This is a genomic window from Pseudoflavonifractor capillosus, assembly GCF_016899775.1.
Lineage (GTDB): Bacteria > Bacillota > Clostridia > Oscillospirales > Oscillospiraceae > Lawsonibacter.
Window position 1 is genome coordinate 1 of the sequence record NZ_JACJJE010000036.1, and the last position, 17,925, is coordinate 17,925.

Genomic DNA, 17,925 nt, shown 5'->3' on the forward strand with positions numbered 1-17,925 from the left:
CGTTCTCCGAGAAGGAGGCGATGTTTTTCTGGGCGGCCGCAGCCGCGTCCGCCTCGGGCGTCAGAGTCAGATGCGGGGTCATATCCAGATTATCGCTCATGGTCGTGTTCCTCCTAAATATCCTGATTTGATTCTTTTAAATGAATTTTATCATACCGCAGCCAGCTGATCAGCCAGCAAACTGCGCACAGTGCGCTTCCCGCGGTTGCCAGGGCACACAAGGGCCAGCCCGGGGCGTTAGACGCGGTCCCATACAGCAGCGCCTGCCGCAGCTGCACACCGAACAGCACTGCGCAGATGGTCCAAATGATTGCCTGTACCAGCCGTCCAGGCTTTCCCATTTCCTTTGGAGGGTGCTTTTCCGGTTCCATTCCTGCAGTTCCTCCTTGAAACATCATAGTTTTATGGAAAAATCTTTGAAAGGAAATCGGACTGCTCCCGCCGGTTTTTGCGGTATTTCCACCACAGATAGGCAGCGCCCCCCAGATATGCAGCTACAATCAGGAACCACACGGAGATCTGCACCCCCTGCACGGGAAACCACAGGGGCGTACTGAGCCACAGTGCGCCCAGGGCGGAAAACACCAGACAGGGCACGCGGGTCACCGCCCGGTTTCCCCACAAAAAGCCGAGGAAAAAGACCACCGCGCCGTGTCCCTGAATCAGCCAGCGGAACTGATAGCCCCGCAGGCTCTCCAGCTGAATATTGGGGTCTGACCCGGCAGAAATCAGGGCGTCGTATATGCCGTCGGAGACCATTCCCCGGTATTCCCCCACACTGAGCAGGATGACCAGGCAGTTAAGCACGGCACACGCGAGTAAAATCCACCGCACTTCGGAACCTTGCCGCATTTGAATCCCTCCCGCTTCGCCTCAGAACCTACTTTTCTGCTTGGAATTGGTTGGATTTCACCTCTGTCTGTCCGTTCAAACATACCGCAGAGCCGTACAGCGCTCCTGTTACAGCCCCAGCGTGGTCCCCTCTCCGGAGGCCTTGGGCCGCTCCGGTCCGGCCAGCCCCTCCTGGGCCAGCAGGTTCTCCATGACGGTGATGTCGGTGGAGATGTCCATGGCCTCCGCCCCAAAGAGGGAGTCCAGCTGTTTGTCGAAGGCCTTCACGATGGTGCCCATCATGGCCTCCACCTTGGCCTTGGTGGCGTCGATATTCTCCCCAGAGATGCCCACGGCGTCCATCCGGTCATAGGCGTTGAGAATTTTCAAGGTGGTGGGCAGGAAGTAGTTCAAAAACCGGCGGATCTGGGGGAGCTTTTTGGGCTCCTGGATCACCTGGTCGATGATCTGCCGGGTGACCTCCTCCAGGTGGTCGATCTGGGCGGAGATGGTCTCGTCCTCGATGCTGTCGTTAAGGCGGCGCATTTCAGAGAGCGCCCGCTCCCGCTCCAGGATCAGCTTGTCGATCTCCGGGTTGCCGCTGCTCTTGGCCTGCTGGGCCTGGCGGGCCTTCTCCTCCTGCTCCCGGCGCTGCCGCTCCTCCCGCTCCGCCTGGGCCTTCTCCCGGGCGGCGTGGGCCTCCTCGGCGCGCTTCTGGGCCTCCTGCTCCGCCTGCTTCTTCTCCTCCTCGTCCTCCCCGCCGGCGATCTGGTAGCTCTTATCCGGGAAAATGGCCTTTCCCACCACAAACGCGGCCACCGAGACCAGGGCGCACAGGATATAATCCACCGGCTGGTACAGGCGCAGGCCCAGCCCGAACACCAGCCACACCACCCCCACCAGATAGATGGGGATTACCGAACGCTTTACATGCTTTGCCATGGCAGTTTCCTCCTCCGGCCAATGTGCTGTTCAGGACCGGATATCTTGCCCCCATTGTATCATTCCGCCGGTAGGGGGTCAAGAAAATTCCCTGGATTTCAGGCAAAGTGCCTCTTTTCCCCACGGGGATATCCGATGTTTCAATTTCCCACCTTGACAATTCTCCTCCCCGGTGATATAGTACCCGTGTCAAATCGGCAACGATGGAGAAGAAGCCGCAAAATCCGCCCAGAGAGGGACGCAGAGGCTGGAAGCGTCCTGCGAGCTTTTGCAGCCGGTACCACTCCAGAGCCGCTGGCGAATGCAGAATGCAGAATGCAGAATGCAGAATGGACCTCCACTCTGCCCTCGCGTTCTGTTTGGCAGAAAGCTATGCCGGGCCCGCCCGTTACAGCGGTCACAAGCGACGGCCTGTTTTTAGGCCGTAAGCAGGGTGGAACCGTGGGACGTATGGAATTGTTACGCCTCACCCCTGACACACTCAGGGGTGAGGCGTTTTGTTTTGCCCCGAAAATAAAAAGCCTCCCCCTTGACGGGGGAGGTGGCCCGAAGTGCCGGAGGGGGTGTCCCCCCCCTCAGTCACGCTTCGCGTGACAGCTCCCCCACCAGGGGGGAGCTAGATTTGGAAAGGAGTCAGGAATCATGTCCGAAGAAGTGAAAAACAACGAATTTACCTTTGAAAATCCCGAGTACCGCCAGACCTACTGGCACACCTGCTCCCACATCATGGCCCAGGCGGTGAAGCGCCTGTGGCCCGAGGTGAAGCTGGCCATCGGCCCCTCCATCGACGAGGGCTGGTACTACGACATGGACGCTCCCTTCGCCTTCACCCCCGAGCACCTGGAGAAGATCGAGGCGGAGATGCGGAAGATTTGTAAAGAGAAGCTGAAGCTGGAGCGGTTCGAGCTGCCCCGGGCTGAGGCTCTGAAGTTCATGGAGGAGAAGGGCGAGCCCTTCAAGGTGGAGCTCATCAACGACCTGCCCGAGGACGCCCACATCTCCTTCTACAAGCAGGGGGAGTTCACCGACCTGTGCGCTGGCCCCCATCTGGACTCCACCGGCCGGGTGAAGGGCAACGCATTAAAACTCACCGCCTGCAACGCCGCCTACTGGCGGGGCGACTCCAACCGGGAGACCCTGCAGCGCATCTACGGCATCGCCTTCCCCAAGAAGGACGAGCTGGACGCCTATCTGCAGCGCATTGAGGAGGCCAAGAAGCGGGACCACCGCCGTCTGGGCAAGGAGCTGGGCCTGTTCATGCTCCGGGACGAGGGCCCCGGCTTCCCCTTCTTCCTGCCCAAGGGCATGGTGCTGAAGAACACCCTGCTGGACTACTGGCGTCAGATCCACAAGAAGTACGGCTATGTGGAGATCTCCACCCCCATTATCCTGAACCGCCAGCTGTGGGAGCGCTCCGGCCACTGGGACCACTACAAGCAGAACATGTACACCACCGTCATCGACGGCGAGGACTACGCCATCAAGCCCATGAACTGCCCCGGCGGCATGCTGGTCTACGCCAGCGAGCCCCACTCCTACCGGGACCTGCCCCTGCGGGTGGGTGAGATCGGCCTGGTCCACCGGCACGAGCTGTCCGGCGCCCTCCACGGCCTGTTTCGGGTGCGCTGCTTCAGCCAGGACGACGCCCACATTTTTATGACCCAGGACCAGCTCAAGGACGTGATCCAGGAGACGGTGCGCCTGTTTGACGAGGTGTACTCCACCTTCGGTCTGAGCTACACCATCGAGCTGTCCACCATGCCCGAGGACCACATCGGCACCGTGGAGCAGTGGGAGCACAACCAGGACATCCTGAAGGACGCCATCACCGACATGGGCAAGGACTTCGTCATCAACGAGGGCGACGGCGCCTTCTACGGCCCCAAGCTGGACTTCCATCTGGCCGACTCCCTGGGCCGCACCTGGCAGTGCGGCACCATCCAGCTGGACTCCCAGCTGCCCGAGCGCTTCGAGCTGGAGTACACCGGCGAGGACGGCCAGAAGCACCGCCCCGTCATGATCCACCGTGTGGTGCTGGGCTCCATCGAGCGCTTCATCGGCGTCATCACCGAGCACTTCGCCGGCGCCTTCCCCGCCTGGCTGGCCCCCGTCCAGGTGAAGATCCTGCCCGTCACCGACCGGGCCGCTGAGTACGCCGACCAGATCGCCAAACAGCTGGATGAGAACGGCTACCGGGTGGAGGTGGACCACCGCAGCGAGAAGATCGGCAAGAAGATCCGGGAGGCCCAGCTGGAGAAGGTCCCCTATATGCTGGTGGTGGGCGACCGGGATATGGAGAATGAAACGGTCTCCCTGCGCCTGCGCTCCGGCGAGGACCAGGGCGCCATGTCCCTGGCCGGCTTCGAGGCCATCATCGCCGAGGACGTGCGCACCAAGGTGATCCGGTAATCAAACCCAAATTCGATTTTATCAAAGCAGGCCCCCCGGCGTTCCGGGGGGCCTGCTTTTACGTCTATTCGGTTGGTTCCGGCTGGTAGGTGAGCAGCTGGGACAGCTCCAGGTGGTCCAGGATGTCCCGGATCTCCTCCAGCTCCATCTGGGTGCCGTGGAGCGTGCAGATCGTGTGCTCTGTGCTGATGGCGGTATAAAAGACAGATTTTCCCGTGACCGACGGAATGATCTCAATGGACACCACCGCCCCGTCCTTGGTCTCGTACTGCTCCTGGTACTCCTGTCCTGTCAGGTCCACCGAGTACCAGTCCGGCCAGGTATACCGGGCATTATAGTTAAAGATAAATTCAAAGGCCGCCCCGTCCTCCCCCGTATACTCTCCGCTGAAACAGCGCCTCCAGACCTCCCCGGTAGCCAGGTCCGCGTCATAGCCATAGGACATGCCCATGGGGGACGGGGTGTACTGGCCGTCCAGCCAGAAGGCGTGGGGGACCACTTCGGGCCAGAAGGACTCCAGATCGGCCATGGAGTCCGCCCAGTAGAAGGCGGTCTGGGTCTCGGTCTGGCCGTCCTCCCAAATGCAGCGCTCCCTCCAGTCGTCCTCCGGGCCGCCCTGCTCGCGGCTCACCAGCGTATACCCAAGCTCGGACATATTCTCCAACACCTGCTCCAGAGGTAAAGGTTCATAGTCACCAGGCAGATTTTCCCGCACGTGCACCTCCGGGGTGGGCTCTCCGGCCTCCTCCGCCTTGATGACCTCCCAGCGGCCGGCCCCCTCGTTCTTCACCTGCCGGATGGTATTCTGCCGCAGGGCTATGCCCACCGTCCCGGCGGTGCAGGCCGTCAGGGCCAGGGCGGCCGCCAGCAGCACCAGAATCCGCCGCTTTCCCCACTTCCGGTCCCCGCTCCGCTCCGGCAGCTGCTCCAGCTGCTCCTCCAAGCGCGCCGAAAATCCCTCTGGGATGGGGCAGTCCTCCCTCTGGGCCCGCTCCCGCAGCTCCCGGTCCCATGGATCAAAGCTCATAGATACCCTCCTCTCGCAAACGCTCCCGCAGCTTGTCCCGGCCCCGGGACAGGCGGGATTTGACGGTCCCCTGGGGCGCCCCCAGCACCTGGGCGATCTCCCTCACGGACAGGCCGTCGTAGTAGTAGAGCGTCACCGCCAGGCGCTGCTCCTCCGGCAGGGCCTGGACCAGCTCCCACAGCCCCAGGGGCTCCTGGACGGGGGCGGCGGCACAGGCCGCCTCCTCCAGGGGGACGGTGGGCCGCGCCCGGCGGCGCTGGTCATAGGCGCAGTTCACCGTGATTTTCAGCAGCCAGGCCCGGGCCGACTCCCGCCGCCGCAGCCTGGGAAAGGCCTGCCAGGCCAGCAGGACGGCCTCCCCCACCGCGTCCTCGGCGGCCGCGTCGCTGTCCAGAAGCGCCCGGGCCGCCCGAAACAGGGCGCGGCTGTGGGCCTGGACCAGGGCGGCAAATTCCTGCCGCTCCCCATGGTCTTCCTTCATCGTCCACCGCCTCCTCTCATTTGTCCGGACACTATATAGATGGGTTTGAGAGAGAAATGGTTCCCAAGTTTTTAAAAAATGCTGTTACTTTTGCGCCGCTGTGCGGCGCAAAAGTCCTCGCTGTGCTCGCCGAACACCTTGCCGTGCAAGGTGTTCGGAGCATTCGATCCCACTCGAGGCGGGCTGCCGCCCCCTCGAGCTCCCCCGCCATAACTCGGGCGGATTCCTCTTAATAGAGGTTTTTCGGCAAACTGAAAGTGCGGGCCACAGGCCCGCACTTTTTTCCGTTATTCTCTGTGATCCTCCAGCACCGCGCCGGCCTTGAAGGCCTCCACCAGGTTCCGCAGGTCGTCGGACTGGGCCTGGAGCTTCCGGCCGATGTCCGTCTGGGCGATTTTCAGGCGGCTCTCCATCCGCTCGAACACCTGGGAGCTGTTGGCGATGTCCTTGTTCTCCTCAATGGCCTCCTTCCGGCCGCAGAAAGGCTGGTGGGAGACGATGCGCATGACCCAGGAGTTATAGATGAGGGTGTACCCGGCGATGCCGGTGGTGGGCTGATAGGCCCGGCAGAAGCCGCCGTCGATGACCAGCAGCTTGCCGCCCCCCTTGATGGGGCTCTCCCCCTTCTTGGATTTCACCGGGATGTGGCCGTTGATGATGTGGCAGTGGGGCCCCTCCAGGCCGAACTCCTTGAGGAGCAGGTCGCACACGGCGGGGTCCTGGTAGTGGGTGTAGTAGGCGTTCTTGGGCTCGGTCCAGGCGGACTCGTCCTTGATGAGCCGTCGCTCGAAAGTGGTCATCCGGTCCCGGCCGAAGATGGGGCTGTTCCGCCCCGCCCACAAAAACCACAGCAGGTCCATGCCAAGCCTGCGCTCATCGGAGCCGGGCTTTAAGTAGTAGGCCTGCCGGGCGGCGGTGTCCACATAGTCGAAGAACTCCTTGCCCTTCCGCTCCTTGCCCCCCAGGGTGAGGGTGAGCAGCTGCCCGTCCTCGGTCATGGGGATGCAGCCGTGGAACAGCAGATTCCCGTTGAACACCTTGTAGAGGCTCCCCTTGGAGTATAGGAAGCGCACGTGTTTCTGGAGCTTCTCACTGCGCTGGAAGGAGGCGGTGAGCTGATCGATGACGCTGTTCTCCTCCGGGGTGAGGGTGTAGGGGTCCTTGGGGTCCACGGTGGGGAAGTCGGTGTCCTCCAGGGGGTAGGTCACCCCGTCGATGGTGATGCACTTGTGCTCGTAGTCGATCTTGTCCAGCAGCAGCCGGTCGGCCATGCCGTACTCCGGGTGGCGCAGCAGCTTCTGCCCCTCCAGCTTGAAGAGGATGATGGTGATGGCCTTATGCATCCGGGCGGAGAGCAGCTTATCCTTCTCGCTGTACTGGTCGGCGTCGGGGCCGGTGAGCTTCACGGCGAAGCGGTGGACGTCGCAGTCCTTATAGACCTCGTTGGCAAAGACGGACAGGGGGCGCAGGGAGATGCCGTAGCCCGTCTCGATGACCTCCAGGTTGTTGTAGTGGATGGAGTTGGCCAGCACGGTGGCCACCAGGGTGCGGGAGCCGGAGGCCGCCCCCATCCACAGGATGTCGTGGTTGCCCCACTGGATGTCCACGCTGTGGTAGTCCAGCAGGGAGTCCATGATGATGTCCGCCCGGGGCCCCCGGTCGAAGATGTCCCCCACGATGTGCATGTGGTCCACCGCCATGCGCTTGATGACGGCGGACACAGCCTCGATAAACCGGTCGGCCTGGCCTAGGTCGATGATGGTGGAGATGATGTTCTCGTAGTAGTCCCGCTTGTCCGTCTCGTCGTAGTGGGTGTGCAGCAGCTCGTCGATGATGTAGGCGTAGTCCTTGGGAAGGGCCTTGCGCACCTTGGACCGGGTGTACTTGGAGGACACCCACCGGCAGATCTCGATGAGGCGGTGGAGGGTGATGCGGTACCACTCGTCCATATCCTCATATGCTTCGTGGAGCTGCTCCAGCTTGTCCTCCGGGTAGTAGATGAGGGTGCACAGCTCGTCCCGGTCCGCCTTGGAGATGGTGGCGGCGTACAGATCGTCCACCTTCTCCTTGATGACGCCGGAGCAGGAGTTCAGGATGTGGAGAAAGGCCTCGTACTCCCCGTGGAGGTCGGAGATGAAGTGCTCCGTGCCCTTGGGCAGGTTCAGAATGGCCTGGAGGTTGATGATCTCGCTGCTGGCCGCCTGTACTGTGGGGTACTGCTGGGCCAGGAGCTTCAAATAGCGCAGTTCTTCCTGAGAAAACGTCTTTTTCCGCTTCATTCCATTGCCTCCTTTTGATATGCCGGGTCGGGTATCCCCATTATGGCACGTTTATGCTGTGCTTGCAAGAAGTTTTCCAACATTTAACCTGTGCTACCAGTCTCTTTTCTCCGAGGTTTCTACCGCTTCAATCTTTCTTCAACCATGGAAGCAGAAAGTTATCCACACAGTGCCTTGTGTATGGGGATAAAAAAGCCCAAGCCGCCCGGAAGGGCGGCTTGGGACATTAAGCTTATCTGTTTTTGAAAGAGGTGACCTTCTCCTTGTTCACAAAGGCGGTCATGGCGTCCTTCTGGTCCTCGGTGGCAAAGCACACCGCGAAGGCCTCCGCCTCGTAGGCGGCGCCGGTGTACATGTCGGTCTGCTGGCCCCGGCGGATGGCGGCCTTGGACTGGCGCACGGCAACCTGGGCGTTGGCGGCGATGGCCTGGGCCAGCTCCATGGCCTTGTCCATCAGCTCCTCGGGGGGATAGACGTGGCTGACCAGGCCGATCTCCTTGGCCTGCTGGGCGTTGATGTTCTTGGCGGTGAGGATCAGCTCCATGGCGTTGGACACCCCCACGATGCGGGCCAGGCGCTGGGTGCCGCCGAAGCCGGGGGTGATGCCCAGGCCCACCTCGGGCTGGCCGAACTTGGCCTTCTCGCTGGCCAGACGGATGTCACAGGCCATAGACAGCTCGCAGCCGCCGCCCAGGGCAAAGCCGTTCACCGCAGCGATGACGGGCTTGGGGAAGTTCTCCAGCTTCAGGAACACGCTGTTGCCGTACATGCCGAACTGCTTGGCCTGCACGGGAGTAAAATCCTTCATCTGGCCGATGTCGGCCCCGGCCACAAAGGAGCGGCCCGCGCCGGTGAGGATGAGCACCAGCACCTCGTCGTTGGCCTCCGCCGCGTCCAGGACGGCGTCCAGATCCTTCAGCACCTGGTCGTTCAGGGCGTTCAGGGCCTCGGGACGGTTCATGGTGATGACCCCGATGGGGCCGCGCTGTTCAAAGTCTACAAAAGCCATGGGAAAGTTCCTCCTTTTGAGTTCTGTTGTTATGTAAATGGATTGGATGCTGTCGTACTGGTGCCATTATACAATAAACCCCCGGCCAGGGCAAGGGAAACAAGGACTTTTTCCCAACTCCCTTGCGCCGGAAACGGAAAGAGTGCTACAATGGGGCCAACTTGATTACGCTGGAGGAAGGCCCTATGGAAGCTGTTACCATCCGCCCCGCCGTGCCGGAGGACGCTCACGCCCTGCTGGCCATCTACGCCCCCTATGTGCGGGAGACCGCCATTACCTTTGAATATGAGGTCCCCACTCCGGAGGAGTTCGCCGGGCGAATCCGCCGCATTCTGGAGCGGTACCCCTATCTGACCGCCCAGTCCGGGGGTGAGGTGCTGGGGTACGCCTACGCCGGAGCCTTCAAGGAGCGGGCCGCCTACGACTGGTCGGTGGAGACCACCATCTACCTGCGGCAGGACCAGCGGGGCCGGGGGCTGGGCCGGGCCCTGTATCAGGCGTTGGAGCGCTGTCTGGCCGCCCAGCACATCCAGAATCTCAACGCCTGCATCGCCGACCCCGCCCAGGAGGGGGACCCCTACCTCACTGGGGCCAGCGCCGCCTTCCACGCCAGGCTGGGCTATCAGCTGGTGGGGCGGTTCCACAAGTGCGGCTATAAATTCGGCCGGTGGTACGACATGGTCTGGATGGAGAAGCTGCTGGGCTCCCACCCGGAGCGGCCCCTGGAGGTGGTCCCCTTTTCAGAGCTGTTGGAGCGGGGAGCGGTCCTGGAGCTTCTCCAGTGATCCGGGGAGCCGCTTCGGCCCACAGGCATTGGGACCAGGGGCGTCCTATGGGCGCTCCTGGTCCTGATACTCTGCGATGGCCCGGAGAAATTCTTCCCCGTACCGGGCGGCCTTGACTTCTCCAACCCCCGTCACGTCCAGAAATTCATCCATCGTACGGGGGGCCTTCTCCGCCATGTCCGCCAAAGTGGCGTTGGAGAACACCACATAGGCCGGGACGTTTTCCTCCTGCGCCAGCCGGGTCCGGACGGCCCGGAGGGCGGAGAACAGGTCCTCCGCCTCGGGGGCAGGGGAGTGGACGGCTGTTTTTTTGCGGCCCGCCCGCCGCGCCTCCCCGGCCCGGTCCTTCCGCACCGGCATGGAGAGGTTTTCCCCCTGAAACAGGATCTTGGCGGCGGCTGGGGTGGGTTCCAGCGTGGCGTGGAGCGGGTTGGTGCGAAGATAGCCCTCCGACTCCAGAAATTCCATGAGCGTCCGGACCTGTTCCGCCGGGAGCTGCCTCATAAGACCGTAGGTGGAGAGCTGGTCCAGGCCCAGATCTGTCACCCGCTGGTTTCGGCTGCCCCGCAGGACCTGGACGAGGAGCGTTTTTCCCACGTAGTAGCCCAGCCGGCCCTTCACCCGGTGCACACAGGAGAGGATCATCTGGGCGGGGACGGTGATGTCCTGGAGCTGGTACTCCCCGCGGCAGTTGCCGCAGTTTCCGCAGGCCGGGCCGTGTTCCTGCCCGAAGTAGTCCAGAAGGCGGCACCGGAGGCAGCCGGAGGTCCGGCAGTAGCCGATCATGGCCTGGAGCCGGGCCTGGTCCTGGCGGCGGACCTGTTCCTGCTCCTCCTCATCCAGCTCCTCGTTGCCGCTGTTCTCCAGCAGAAATTTGGCGGTGGTGATGTCGCCGGCGGAGTAGAGGAGGATGCAGTCCGCCGGCTCCCCGTCCCGTCCAGCCCGTCCCGCCTCCTGGTAATAGGCCTCCAGGCTCTTGGGCATGTTGTAGTGGATGACATAGCTCACATTGGATTTATCAATGCCCATGCCGAAGGCGTTGGTGGCCACCATGACCGGCCTGCGGTCAAATTGAAAGTCGTCCTGATTTGCCTGGCGCTCCTCCTCGTCCAGCCCTGCGTGATAGCGGGTGGCGGGGATGCCCCGCTGGCACAGGGCGGCGCAGACCTTCTCCACGCCGGAGCGGGTGGCGCAGTAGATGATGCCGCTCTTCCCGCGCCGCTCCTGAACCAGTTCCAGCAGGGCGGGCAGCTTTCGCTGGGGGCTCCGCACGTCCAGGAACAGGTTGGGGCGGTCGAAACCGGTGACCTTGCACAGGGGATTCTCCAGCTCCAGGCGCTGCGCAATGTCGTCCCGCACCTGTGCTGTGGCGGTGGCGGTGAAGGCGGCCACCACCGGGCGGCGGGGGAGAGTGTGCAGGAACTCGGAGATCTTCAGATAGCTGGGGCGGAAGTCCTGTCCCCACTGGGAAATGCAGTGGGCCTCGTCCACCGCCACCAGAGAGACGGGCATTTCCTGGGTCAGAGCGGCGAACCCCTCGCCGTTCAGGCGCTCCGGCGCGATATACAGCAGCTTGTAGGCCCCCTGATAGGCCCGGCGGTACACCAGCCGGATCTGGTCCGGGGACAGCGTACTGTTGAGGTAGGCGGCGTCCACCCCGGCCTTCCGCAGGGCGGTCACCTGGTCCTTCATCAGAGAGATGAGGGGGGAGACCACCAGAGTGATCCCGGGCAGCATCAGAGCGGGGACCTGGTAACACAGGGATTTTCCGCCCCCGGTGGGCATGATCCCCAGAACGTCCCGCCCGGAGAGGATCGCCCCGATCAGCCGCTCCTGCCCCGGACGGAAGCGGTCATAGCCGAAATAATGCTTTAAAATCTCATATTGGTCCATGGTCAATTCCTCCGCCTCAGGCCGGACAACCTTAAACTATTTGGTACAGTATAGCATATTTTTTCAAAATGGAACATAGGGACGAGCTGGAGGAGAATACAGTGGGGCAGGAGGTGTCTGCCCATGTTTTCGCCGGTAATCTACCTGATGCTGCACAGCCTGTTTTTTACCCTCCGCCTGTCTGGGGGAGGAGGCTCCTTCCCGCGCCCCCTGAAGGCGGCGGAGGAGCGGGAATACCTGGAGCGCTGCGCCCAGGGGGACCTGGAGGCCCGCAACATCCTGGTGGAACATAATTTGAGGCTGGTGGCCCATATCGTGAAAAAATACTACGCCCAGACAGGGGACCAGGACGACCTGATCTCCATCGGCACCATCGGACTCATCAAAGGGATCTCCACCTTTAAGGCGGATAAAAACGTCCGGCTGGCAACTTATGCCAGCCGGTGTATTGAAAACGAGATTCTCATGCACTTCCGGGCCCAGAAGAAGCTGCAGGGGGAGGTATCCCTCACAGAGACGCTGGAATCGGGAGGGGATGGAAGTTCCCTTTCCCTGATGGATGTGATCGCTGTGGATGATGACATGCTGGAGGAGCTGGATACCCGGGATGCCTGCGAGAAGGTGCGGGAGTGTGTCCAGAGCTGTCTGTCGCCCCGGGAGAGGAAGATCATCACCCTGCGCTATGGACTGGGCGGTCAGGCCCCGCATACCCAGCGGGAGATCGCCGCCCAGTGCGGCATCAGCCGGTCGTATGTATCCCGCCGCCGCTAATGTAAACGAAGCCCGGAAAGCCTTGTGGGACAAGGCTTCTGGACTTCGATAATGAATGGGAGTAGCACCGCGGTTATTGTAAATGGTGAAGATTTTAGGGAGATAAGCGGTTATTCATCGATTTTATTACCAGGAAATTAAGCCAGCAATTTCTTGGCGATTTTCCGCTACAGTTTTGTCAAGGTCTATTAAGCTTTCTAATAGTTGAGAATGCGTTCCATCAGGATTTTCGTATGTGAGAAATTCCAGATTCCTATTGTTTGCAATGCAGTTTAATTCATCTTTCGAAAGATTATTTGCAGGAATTACCATGTAATGTGGGCGACATCCTGGGAAAGAAAAATTTAAATTTTCCAAAACGAGTTGGATATCAGGATCCGATATTCCGCAACCCAAAAAAATAAACGTGTGAGTAAGTAAAAGAGCATCTAACATTCGATAAAACGCAGCATGGTCATTACGAACCCTACTGTACTGACCGTGTGTAAAAACAATATGATCTGTATCGTCAATGGTGCCATGTGCTTTTATAATCAGATAATCTGGAGCACGCAAGTAACGGGCAATATCATCACGATAAGTTTTGATAATTACAGTACCATTCGATTGTGTTGTTGCATATTGATCATATATTTTATCAATATTGGGTGTAATAACAAGGCGTGAGTCAAGGGAAAAGATAATTTTGTGCAATTCATTTGGGCGATATCCAGGACGCCGAAACTCATCAGCTGCTAATTCACCAAAATCACGTTCGCCTAAATGCCGAACAATAATCTCGCAAGCTGTTAAATAGTTTCCTCTGTCGAGAAGTTGTTTAATTGTGTCATGGCAGGTTTTTAATTTCTCTTGGCGCGCATCAAGAATGTCTTCTAAGAATTTACGCCATGTTGCAGGTGACTTGCCACTATCGTTTTTTGAAGCAGCAGAAATACCGGAGCCCAAATAAAGAACGGAATTACGTTTGGCTATATCGTCAATAAGTTCAATTGGCCATCTAATCATTTGATAGCCTCCAAATTTTCGAAGAAGCGGTTCGCGATTCCGGCCATCAAGCTTTTGAAATCGCTTACTTTTTGATAGTGTGCACCAACAACACCATCAGCATTTAATAGAGAGAAAATGGGTTTATGTGCATTTTGAGACATGGGTATTAAGCTATAATAGTTCGGAATGGATCCGAGTTTATAATCGACTGCACCATATTTATCTGAGTTGATGGGCGTTACAACTTTTTCTTCCATTGCTGTAGGAATTTGTTTTAAAATGGCTTCATAGGCACGTACTGCACGTTTTGTCCCGGAATCTGTTTTGGTTATATACTGTTGCTCGACATAACCCAAGAATTTAATAGAACAACTACACTTTAGGTGTTCAACATCTTCTCGATCGTCTTGACCAATGCGTTCAAATGCAGCATTAAAATCGGTGCGCCATTTGTCAATAGACACGCCAATATTCTCTAATGCTAATAGACTAAATATATCTGATGACATAGGTGTGATAAAATAATCACACGCTAAAAGAACAGCTCGATTTATAGCGCCCAACGAGGGTCCCATATCAAAAAAAACATAATCATACTGTTGACAAAGGGATAGAAAATGAATAAACAACATATTTGTGCGGATTCCTCGGATTTCAGCTTTTGCGACATCACCCCAATCGCTTGATAAAAAATCTTCCCACGTTGCAAGTGCTGGATTTCCAGGCACTAAATCAAATCCAAATCCATTAGAATGGATGGCATCAAATTTATCTATGAAACCTTTACCACGTTTGAGTGGTGGAATAAGATCGCTAATTGTGAAAAGTTTTGGTTCATAATAAACGTCGTAAAACGAGTCTTCGTCCAAGGCGTATGTTGTACTATTACACTGGGGATCAGTATCAACTACCAAAACTTTTTTCCCACAGTCTTTTTGTAAATAGCTGGCGAGGTTACAAAGGAGGGTAGTTTTACCGACACCGCCTTTATTGTTAAACATTGCAATAGATAATATTCTAATTCCCTCTTTCAAATCATAATGGCTATTACTATATACTTATTGTAACTTTGGTGTATACATCCAATGACCCCCCTTATGGTATCTTACAAGTTTTCTATCTGTCACCATACATGCAAGAATCCGATTCGCCGTCGCCGCTGACACTCCACACAACTCCCGCACATCGGCATTCATAATATAGTCGTGGGTTTTCAGGTACTCCTGAATCTTGTTCCAGCGGAGTGTGGCCTTATCCAATTTCCCATCGCTCATTTCATCGCTCGTATTGATGGCATCCATGAGCGATGCTTTGATGGCTGAGAGCATGAACTCGATAAATACCGTAGACTCTCCCGCGTCGTTGGAGGCATTGATGGCATCATAATACTCCTGCTGGCGGTCATGGATGATCGACTCCACCGGGAGCCAGGCAAAGGCCGGATTCCATTTGGAAAGCAGCAGGGTATGCCACAGGCGGCCCACACGTCCATTTCCATCCGCAAAGGGATGGATCAGTTCAAACTCGTAGTGGAACACGCAGCTGCGGATGAGCATGTGTACCTCGCTGGTCTTTACCCAGTCCAGCAGCTCCATGACCAAATCTGGGACATACTGCGGCAGAGTGCCAAAATGCAGGACATGCCCTTCGCTGTCTACCACACCCACAGGTCGGGTACGAAACACGCCGGACTCCTCCACCAATCCTCTGGTCATGATGTCATGAGCAGTCAACAGATCGTCCACCGAGTAGGGATCAAGTTCATCCAACCGCTCATAAATCTCATAGGCATTTTTGACTTCGGCAATGTCCTTGGGGGGAGCCAGGACATGCTTACCATTCAACACAGCAGTTACTTGCTCCAAGGAAAGGGTATTTTGCTCGATAGCCAAGGAACCATGGATGGTGCGGATGCGGTTGGCACGGCGCAGGGTAGGATTTGTGGAAAGAAGAGGGGATGCATTCAGACGGCCTATCAGCTCGGCAATCTCCGCAACATAGTCGATGATTTGGTTTGTGATTTCAAAGGGAGGTTTTTGGTTTCTCATGTAGCACCTCACTGGGTCAATCGTTGTTTTTATTATACCACGCATCACTCATTTCATCAATCAAAAGTGCAAGGCCATGACAAGTCAACTTTAAAGAGGCCTCCGAGAAAAATAAAGTCTGACTTTATTTTTCTCGGAGGCTTCTTTGGAATTGTCATATATGTAGAATATTTACATAAGATGTGCAGCCATGGAAAGAGCTGAACCAACAGCAGCGGGCTTGGCGGTGGGGAGAGATTCGAACCCATGCACCGAAGTTATTCTCAAACTGATTTCGAATCTGACCGGTTGTGCCCACTTTGACAATTGTGTAGAAAAAACTGATATAGTACTTCCCACGGCGGGAGGGAAGCCTCCCAAAATAAAGTAGGGAGGTACAAAGATGCTCTCAGGAAGTTTGACGAAAAAGAATGGATACTGGTATATGACCCTTCGAGTACGGGATGAGTCGGGGAAATCCAAACCAAAGTGGCTTGCGACTCACCTGCGGGCAGATGGGAACAAAAGAAAGGCAGAGGAAATGCTGTGGGCTGCCCGGCGGGACTATACAGATCTTTGGGAGATGCAGAAACGGAATTTCGGCATTCTTTTCAGTCATTATCTGGTCTCATGGGTCAAAAACTTCCACGGAAAAGTATCCGTGGGGACATATACAGAATATCAGAAATGTATTCAAAACCGGATCGCGCCTTATTTTGAGGAACGTCGTATAGAACTTGCCAAACTAAAGTCATCTGATATCTTGGATTACTACCATTTTTTATATGGAAAGGGACTGACAGGAAATACCGTTTTGCACTACCATGTGCTTTTGCGCAAGGCACTGGAGGAGGCCAAATTACGGGGTTTGATTATGGAAAATCCAACGGACCGTATTCCCCGTCCGAAAAAAGAGCCATCCGTTTCCGACTGCTATTCTCCAGAAGAATGTCGAAAACTCCTCAATGCGATCCAGGGAGCTCCCTTGGAACTACCGATTGCTTTTGCCGTCTTATATGGACTGCGGCGCAGTGAGATCCTGGGATTGCGCTGGGGGGCGGTTAACTTTGAACAGCGGTGTTTCACCATTTCCCATACTGTCACGGTGGTTTCAATCCATGGCCGCCGGCAAATCATCGCGGCAGACAGAGTGAAACGAAAATCCAGTTTTCGGACCCTGCCTCTCATGCCTTATATAGCAAAACTCCTTCGGGGACATGCTACGCAGCGATATGGTTCACAATCGCCGCCTCATGAGGACTATATCTGCGTAAATAAGAATGGAAAACTGATTATGCCGGATACCCTATCAGAACAGTTTCAACGTATCATCAAGGAGAATCATTTGCGGCGAATCCGATTCCATGATCTGCGACACAGCTGTGCCAATCTGCTGATCTCTGCTCGTGTACCTCTGATCGAAATACAGCAGTGGCTGGGACACAGTACCATTTCCACCACAGCGGATCTATATTCTCATTTGGAATATGCACATAAGGAGCGAAATGCTGACACGATTTTGCAAATGATGCTATGACACAAGGAGGACGGTATGCCTTTTGATCTCTTGACACTCTTTGAGGAAGCAGAAGCGGCACTGACAAGATGGGATGAAGGAGACGAAAGTGCCGTAGAAGCATTTGCAAAGCGGATATTTTCACAGCGTCCTGCGTATGTGTCCGGGACAGGTTATATGCTCTACCGAGAGGATGCCGTTGCCCGGTATGCCCAGTGGATATTAAACATGAACCGTGAACTTGGAATTGTCCCCTGTATCGAGGCGCTGTATCAATTTTCCGGTCAGTTTTGGCCATCTGACACGCCTGCCTTGACGGAGGAGCAGGCCGACACGGTATTTCAAATGGCGGATCAGGTTTTCTGCTACACACAGAAAGTGTCGCCTGCGCAGCCAATTGAAGTCCTGCTTTTCGATGCCCAGCATGAAACCTTAAACGGGGAAACAACGGCGGTTTTCATGCCGGATGGAATACGGGGATGCATCTGCATGTACCGGATGCGGGAGGAAAGCCTTTCGCCCATTCCTGTTTTGCTGCATGAATTAGGCCATCTGCTCCATATCAGAGAAACCGGAGCCATGGATCAAGTTCCTTCGTCCTTTGTGACACTCCTGCGCCGACTGGGGACAGAGCCTGATGCCCTTACCATACTACAACTTCAGGATGTCTTTGCAGACACCTTCATGCTGGCGGTGATGAGCCGGTATCCGGAGTTGCAAACACCCATACTGGGACTGTCAGAGCAAGCGTTCAAAGCCAGTTACGAGTACATGAGCGCATTTCTCGATGGCATGACGTCGTTCGACAGACGACTTGATGAAATAACAATAAAATAAACTTAGGAAAGGGGAGATGCTTATGGAAAAACTCGCGTCAATTTTTTGCCATATACCGAGCGGCATGATGAAGGAAAAGGTACATCGGGAACTGTGGAGGCAGCATGACCGGCTGGTTCAGGAGGCAGCCC

The 17,925-nt window shown here is 56.9% G+C and carries 16 protein-coding genes; 5 read left to right on the forward strand and 11 right to left on the reverse strand.

The features are described 5' to 3' along the window. Positions 1-113: 113 nt before the first annotated feature. The 3 genes from H6B31_RS11215 to H6B31_RS11225 form a co-directional block, all read right to left on the reverse strand. A complete protein-coding gene (locus H6B31_RS11215) occupies positions 114-371 on the reverse strand; it encodes a hypothetical protein (protein ID WP_204898591.1) in 258 nt (85 codons plus the stop codon). A 31-nt stretch (positions 372-402) separates the two neighbouring features. Beyond that, positions 403-852, reverse strand: coding sequence for a hypothetical protein (locus H6B31_RS11220; protein ID WP_204898592.1), 450 nt, complete (start codon positions 850-852; stop codon positions 403-405). A 108-nt stretch (positions 853-960) separates the two neighbouring features. Beyond that, positions 961-1,773, reverse strand: a complete 813-nt coding sequence (locus tag H6B31_RS11225; protein ID WP_204898593.1) for a 5-bromo-4-chloroindolyl phosphate hydrolysis family protein — start codon at positions 1,771-1,773, stop codon at positions 961-963. A 642-nt stretch (positions 1,774-2,415) separates the two neighbouring features. On the opposite strand from H6B31_RS11225, the gene thrS reads away from it, so the two are divergent. Further along, complete coding sequence (thrS, locus tag H6B31_RS11230) at positions 2,416-4,182, forward strand: threonine--tRNA ligase (RefSeq protein WP_204898594.1); 1,767 nt, start codon at positions 2,416-2,418, stop codon at positions 4,180-4,182. 64 nt (positions 4,183-4,246) lie between these two features. On the opposite strand, the gene H6B31_RS11235 is transcribed toward thrS, so the two are convergent. From H6B31_RS11235 to H6B31_RS11250, 4 genes are all read right to left on the reverse strand, one after another. Next, positions 4,247-5,209: a hypothetical protein gene (locus H6B31_RS11235; protein WP_204898595.1), complete on the reverse strand. Its 963-nt coding sequence runs from the start codon at positions 5,207-5,209 to the stop codon at positions 4,247-4,249. Then, entirely contained in the window at positions 5,199-5,690 is a 492-nt protein-coding gene (locus H6B31_RS11240) for an RNA polymerase sigma factor (protein ID WP_204898596.1), read from the reverse strand. Before H6B31_RS11240 ends, H6B31_RS11235 begins: the two co-directional genes overlap by 11 nt. A 287-nt stretch (positions 5,691-5,977) precedes the next feature. Continuing rightward, entirely contained in the window at positions 5,978-7,969 is a 1,992-nt protein-coding gene (locus H6B31_RS11245; RefSeq protein WP_204898597.1) for a fructose-1,6-bisphosphatase, read from the reverse strand. A gap of 232 nt (positions 7,970-8,201) precedes the next feature. Continuing rightward, complete coding sequence (locus H6B31_RS11250) at positions 8,202-8,978, reverse strand: enoyl-CoA hydratase-related protein (protein WP_204898598.1); 777 nt, start codon at positions 8,976-8,978, stop codon at positions 8,202-8,204. Positions 8,979-9,163: 185 nt separating this feature from the next. On the opposite strand from H6B31_RS11250, the gene H6B31_RS11255 reads away from it, so the two are divergent. Continuing rightward, on the forward strand, positions 9,164-9,763 hold the full coding sequence (locus H6B31_RS11255) for a GNAT family N-acetyltransferase (protein ID WP_204898599.1): 600 nt from the start codon (positions 9,164-9,166) through the stop codon (positions 9,761-9,763). Positions 9,764-9,808: 45 nt separating this feature from the next. Here the strand turns inward: H6B31_RS11255 and recQ are convergent, their stop codons facing one another. Further along, positions 9,809-11,656: a DNA helicase RecQ gene (gene recQ, locus H6B31_RS11260; protein ID WP_204898600.1), complete on the reverse strand. Its 1,848-nt coding sequence runs from the start codon at positions 11,654-11,656 to the stop codon at positions 9,809-9,811. 123 nt (positions 11,657-11,779) lie between these two features. On the opposite strand from recQ, the gene sigK reads away from it, so the two are divergent. After that, entirely contained in the window at positions 11,780-12,427 is a 648-nt protein-coding gene (gene sigK / locus H6B31_RS11265; protein WP_204898601.1) for an RNA polymerase sporulation sigma factor SigK, read from the forward strand. Positions 12,428-12,553: 126 nt separating this feature from the next. Here sigK and H6B31_RS11270 read toward each other — a convergent pair whose 3' ends face one another. The 3 genes from H6B31_RS11270 to H6B31_RS11280 are packed head-to-tail and all read right to left on the reverse strand — an operon-like array spanning position 12,554 to position 15,462. Further along, positions 12,554-13,432 (reverse strand): SIR2 family protein, encoded by an 879-nt coding sequence (locus H6B31_RS11270; protein WP_204898602.1) that lies wholly within the window; start codon positions 13,430-13,432, stop codon positions 12,554-12,556. After that, the gene (locus H6B31_RS11275) at positions 13,429-14,415 is read right to left on the reverse strand and encodes a ParA family protein (protein ID WP_204898603.1); all 987 of its coding nucleotides are present in this window, start codon (positions 14,413-14,415) and stop codon (positions 13,429-13,431) included. Before H6B31_RS11275 ends, H6B31_RS11270 begins: the two co-directional genes overlap by 4 nt. 57 nt (positions 14,416-14,472) lie before the next feature. Then, the gene (locus tag H6B31_RS11280) at positions 14,473-15,462 is read right to left on the reverse strand and encodes a Fic family protein (RefSeq protein WP_204898604.1); all 990 of its coding nucleotides are present in this window, start codon (positions 15,460-15,462) and stop codon (positions 14,473-14,475) included. 382 nt (positions 15,463-15,844) lie between these two features. Here H6B31_RS11280 and H6B31_RS11285 point away from each other — a divergent pair, with 382 nt between their 5' ends. After that, positions 15,845-16,978 (forward strand): site-specific integrase, encoded by a 1,134-nt coding sequence (locus tag H6B31_RS11285; protein ID WP_204898605.1) that lies wholly within the window; start codon positions 15,845-15,847, stop codon positions 16,976-16,978. Positions 16,979-16,993: 15 nt separating this feature from the next. Then, positions 16,994-17,794, forward strand: coding sequence for a hypothetical protein (locus H6B31_RS11290; protein WP_204898606.1), 801 nt, complete (start codon positions 16,994-16,996; stop codon positions 17,792-17,794). Positions 17,795-17,925: the final 131 nt, after the last annotated feature.

Bases quoted from the DNA above. Each gene is read 5' to 3' on its own strand.
- H6B31_RS11215 (WP_204898591.1), bottom strand. From the start codon at position 371: ATGGAACCGGAAAAGCACCCTCCAAAGGAAATGGGAAAGCCTGGACGG.
- H6B31_RS11220 (WP_204898592.1), bottom strand. From the start codon at position 852: ATGCGGCAAGGTTCCGAAGTGCGGTGGATTTTACTCGCGTGTGCCGTG.
- H6B31_RS11225 (WP_204898593.1), bottom strand. From the start codon at position 1,773: ATGGCAAAGCATGTAAAGCGTTCGGTAATCCCCATCTATCTGGTGGGG.
- thrS (WP_204898594.1), top strand. From the start codon at position 2,416: ATGTCCGAAGAAGTGAAAAACAACGAATTTACCTTTGAAAATCCCGAG.
- H6B31_RS11235 (WP_204898595.1), bottom strand. From the start codon at position 5,209: ATGAGCTTTGATCCATGGGACCGGGAGCTGCGGGAGCGGGCCCAGAGG.
- H6B31_RS11240 (WP_204898596.1), bottom strand. From the start codon at position 5,690: ATGAAGGAAGACCATGGGGAGCGGCAGGAATTTGCCGCCCTGGTCCAG.
- H6B31_RS11245 (WP_204898597.1), bottom strand. From the start codon at position 7,969: ATGAAGCGGAAAAAGACGTTTTCTCAGGAAGAACTGCGCTATTTGAAG.
- H6B31_RS11250 (WP_204898598.1), bottom strand. From the start codon at position 8,978: ATGGCTTTTGTAGACTTTGAACAGCGCGGCCCCATCGGGGTCATCACC.
- H6B31_RS11255 (WP_204898599.1), top strand. From the start codon at position 9,164: ATGGAAGCTGTTACCATCCGCCCCGCCGTGCCGGAGGACGCTCACGCC.
- recQ (WP_204898600.1), bottom strand. From the start codon at position 11,656: ATGGACCAATATGAGATTTTAAAGCATTATTTCGGCTATGACCGCTTC.
- sigK (WP_204898601.1), top strand. From the start codon at position 11,780: ATGTTTTCGCCGGTAATCTACCTGATGCTGCACAGCCTGTTTTTTACC.
- H6B31_RS11270 (WP_204898602.1), bottom strand. From the start codon at position 13,432: ATGATTAGATGGCCAATTGAACTTATTGACGATATAGCCAAACGTAAT.
- H6B31_RS11275 (WP_204898603.1), bottom strand. From the start codon at position 14,415: ATGTTTAACAATAAAGGCGGTGTCGGTAAAACTACCCTCCTTTGTAAC.
- H6B31_RS11280 (WP_204898604.1), bottom strand. From the start codon at position 15,462: ATGAGAAACCAAAAACCTCCCTTTGAAATCACAAACCAAATCATCGAC.
- H6B31_RS11285 (WP_204898605.1), top strand. From the start codon at position 15,845: ATGCTCTCAGGAAGTTTGACGAAAAAGAATGGATACTGGTATATGACC.
- H6B31_RS11290 (WP_204898606.1), top strand. From the start codon at position 16,994: ATGCCTTTTGATCTCTTGACACTCTTTGAGGAAGCAGAAGCGGCACTG.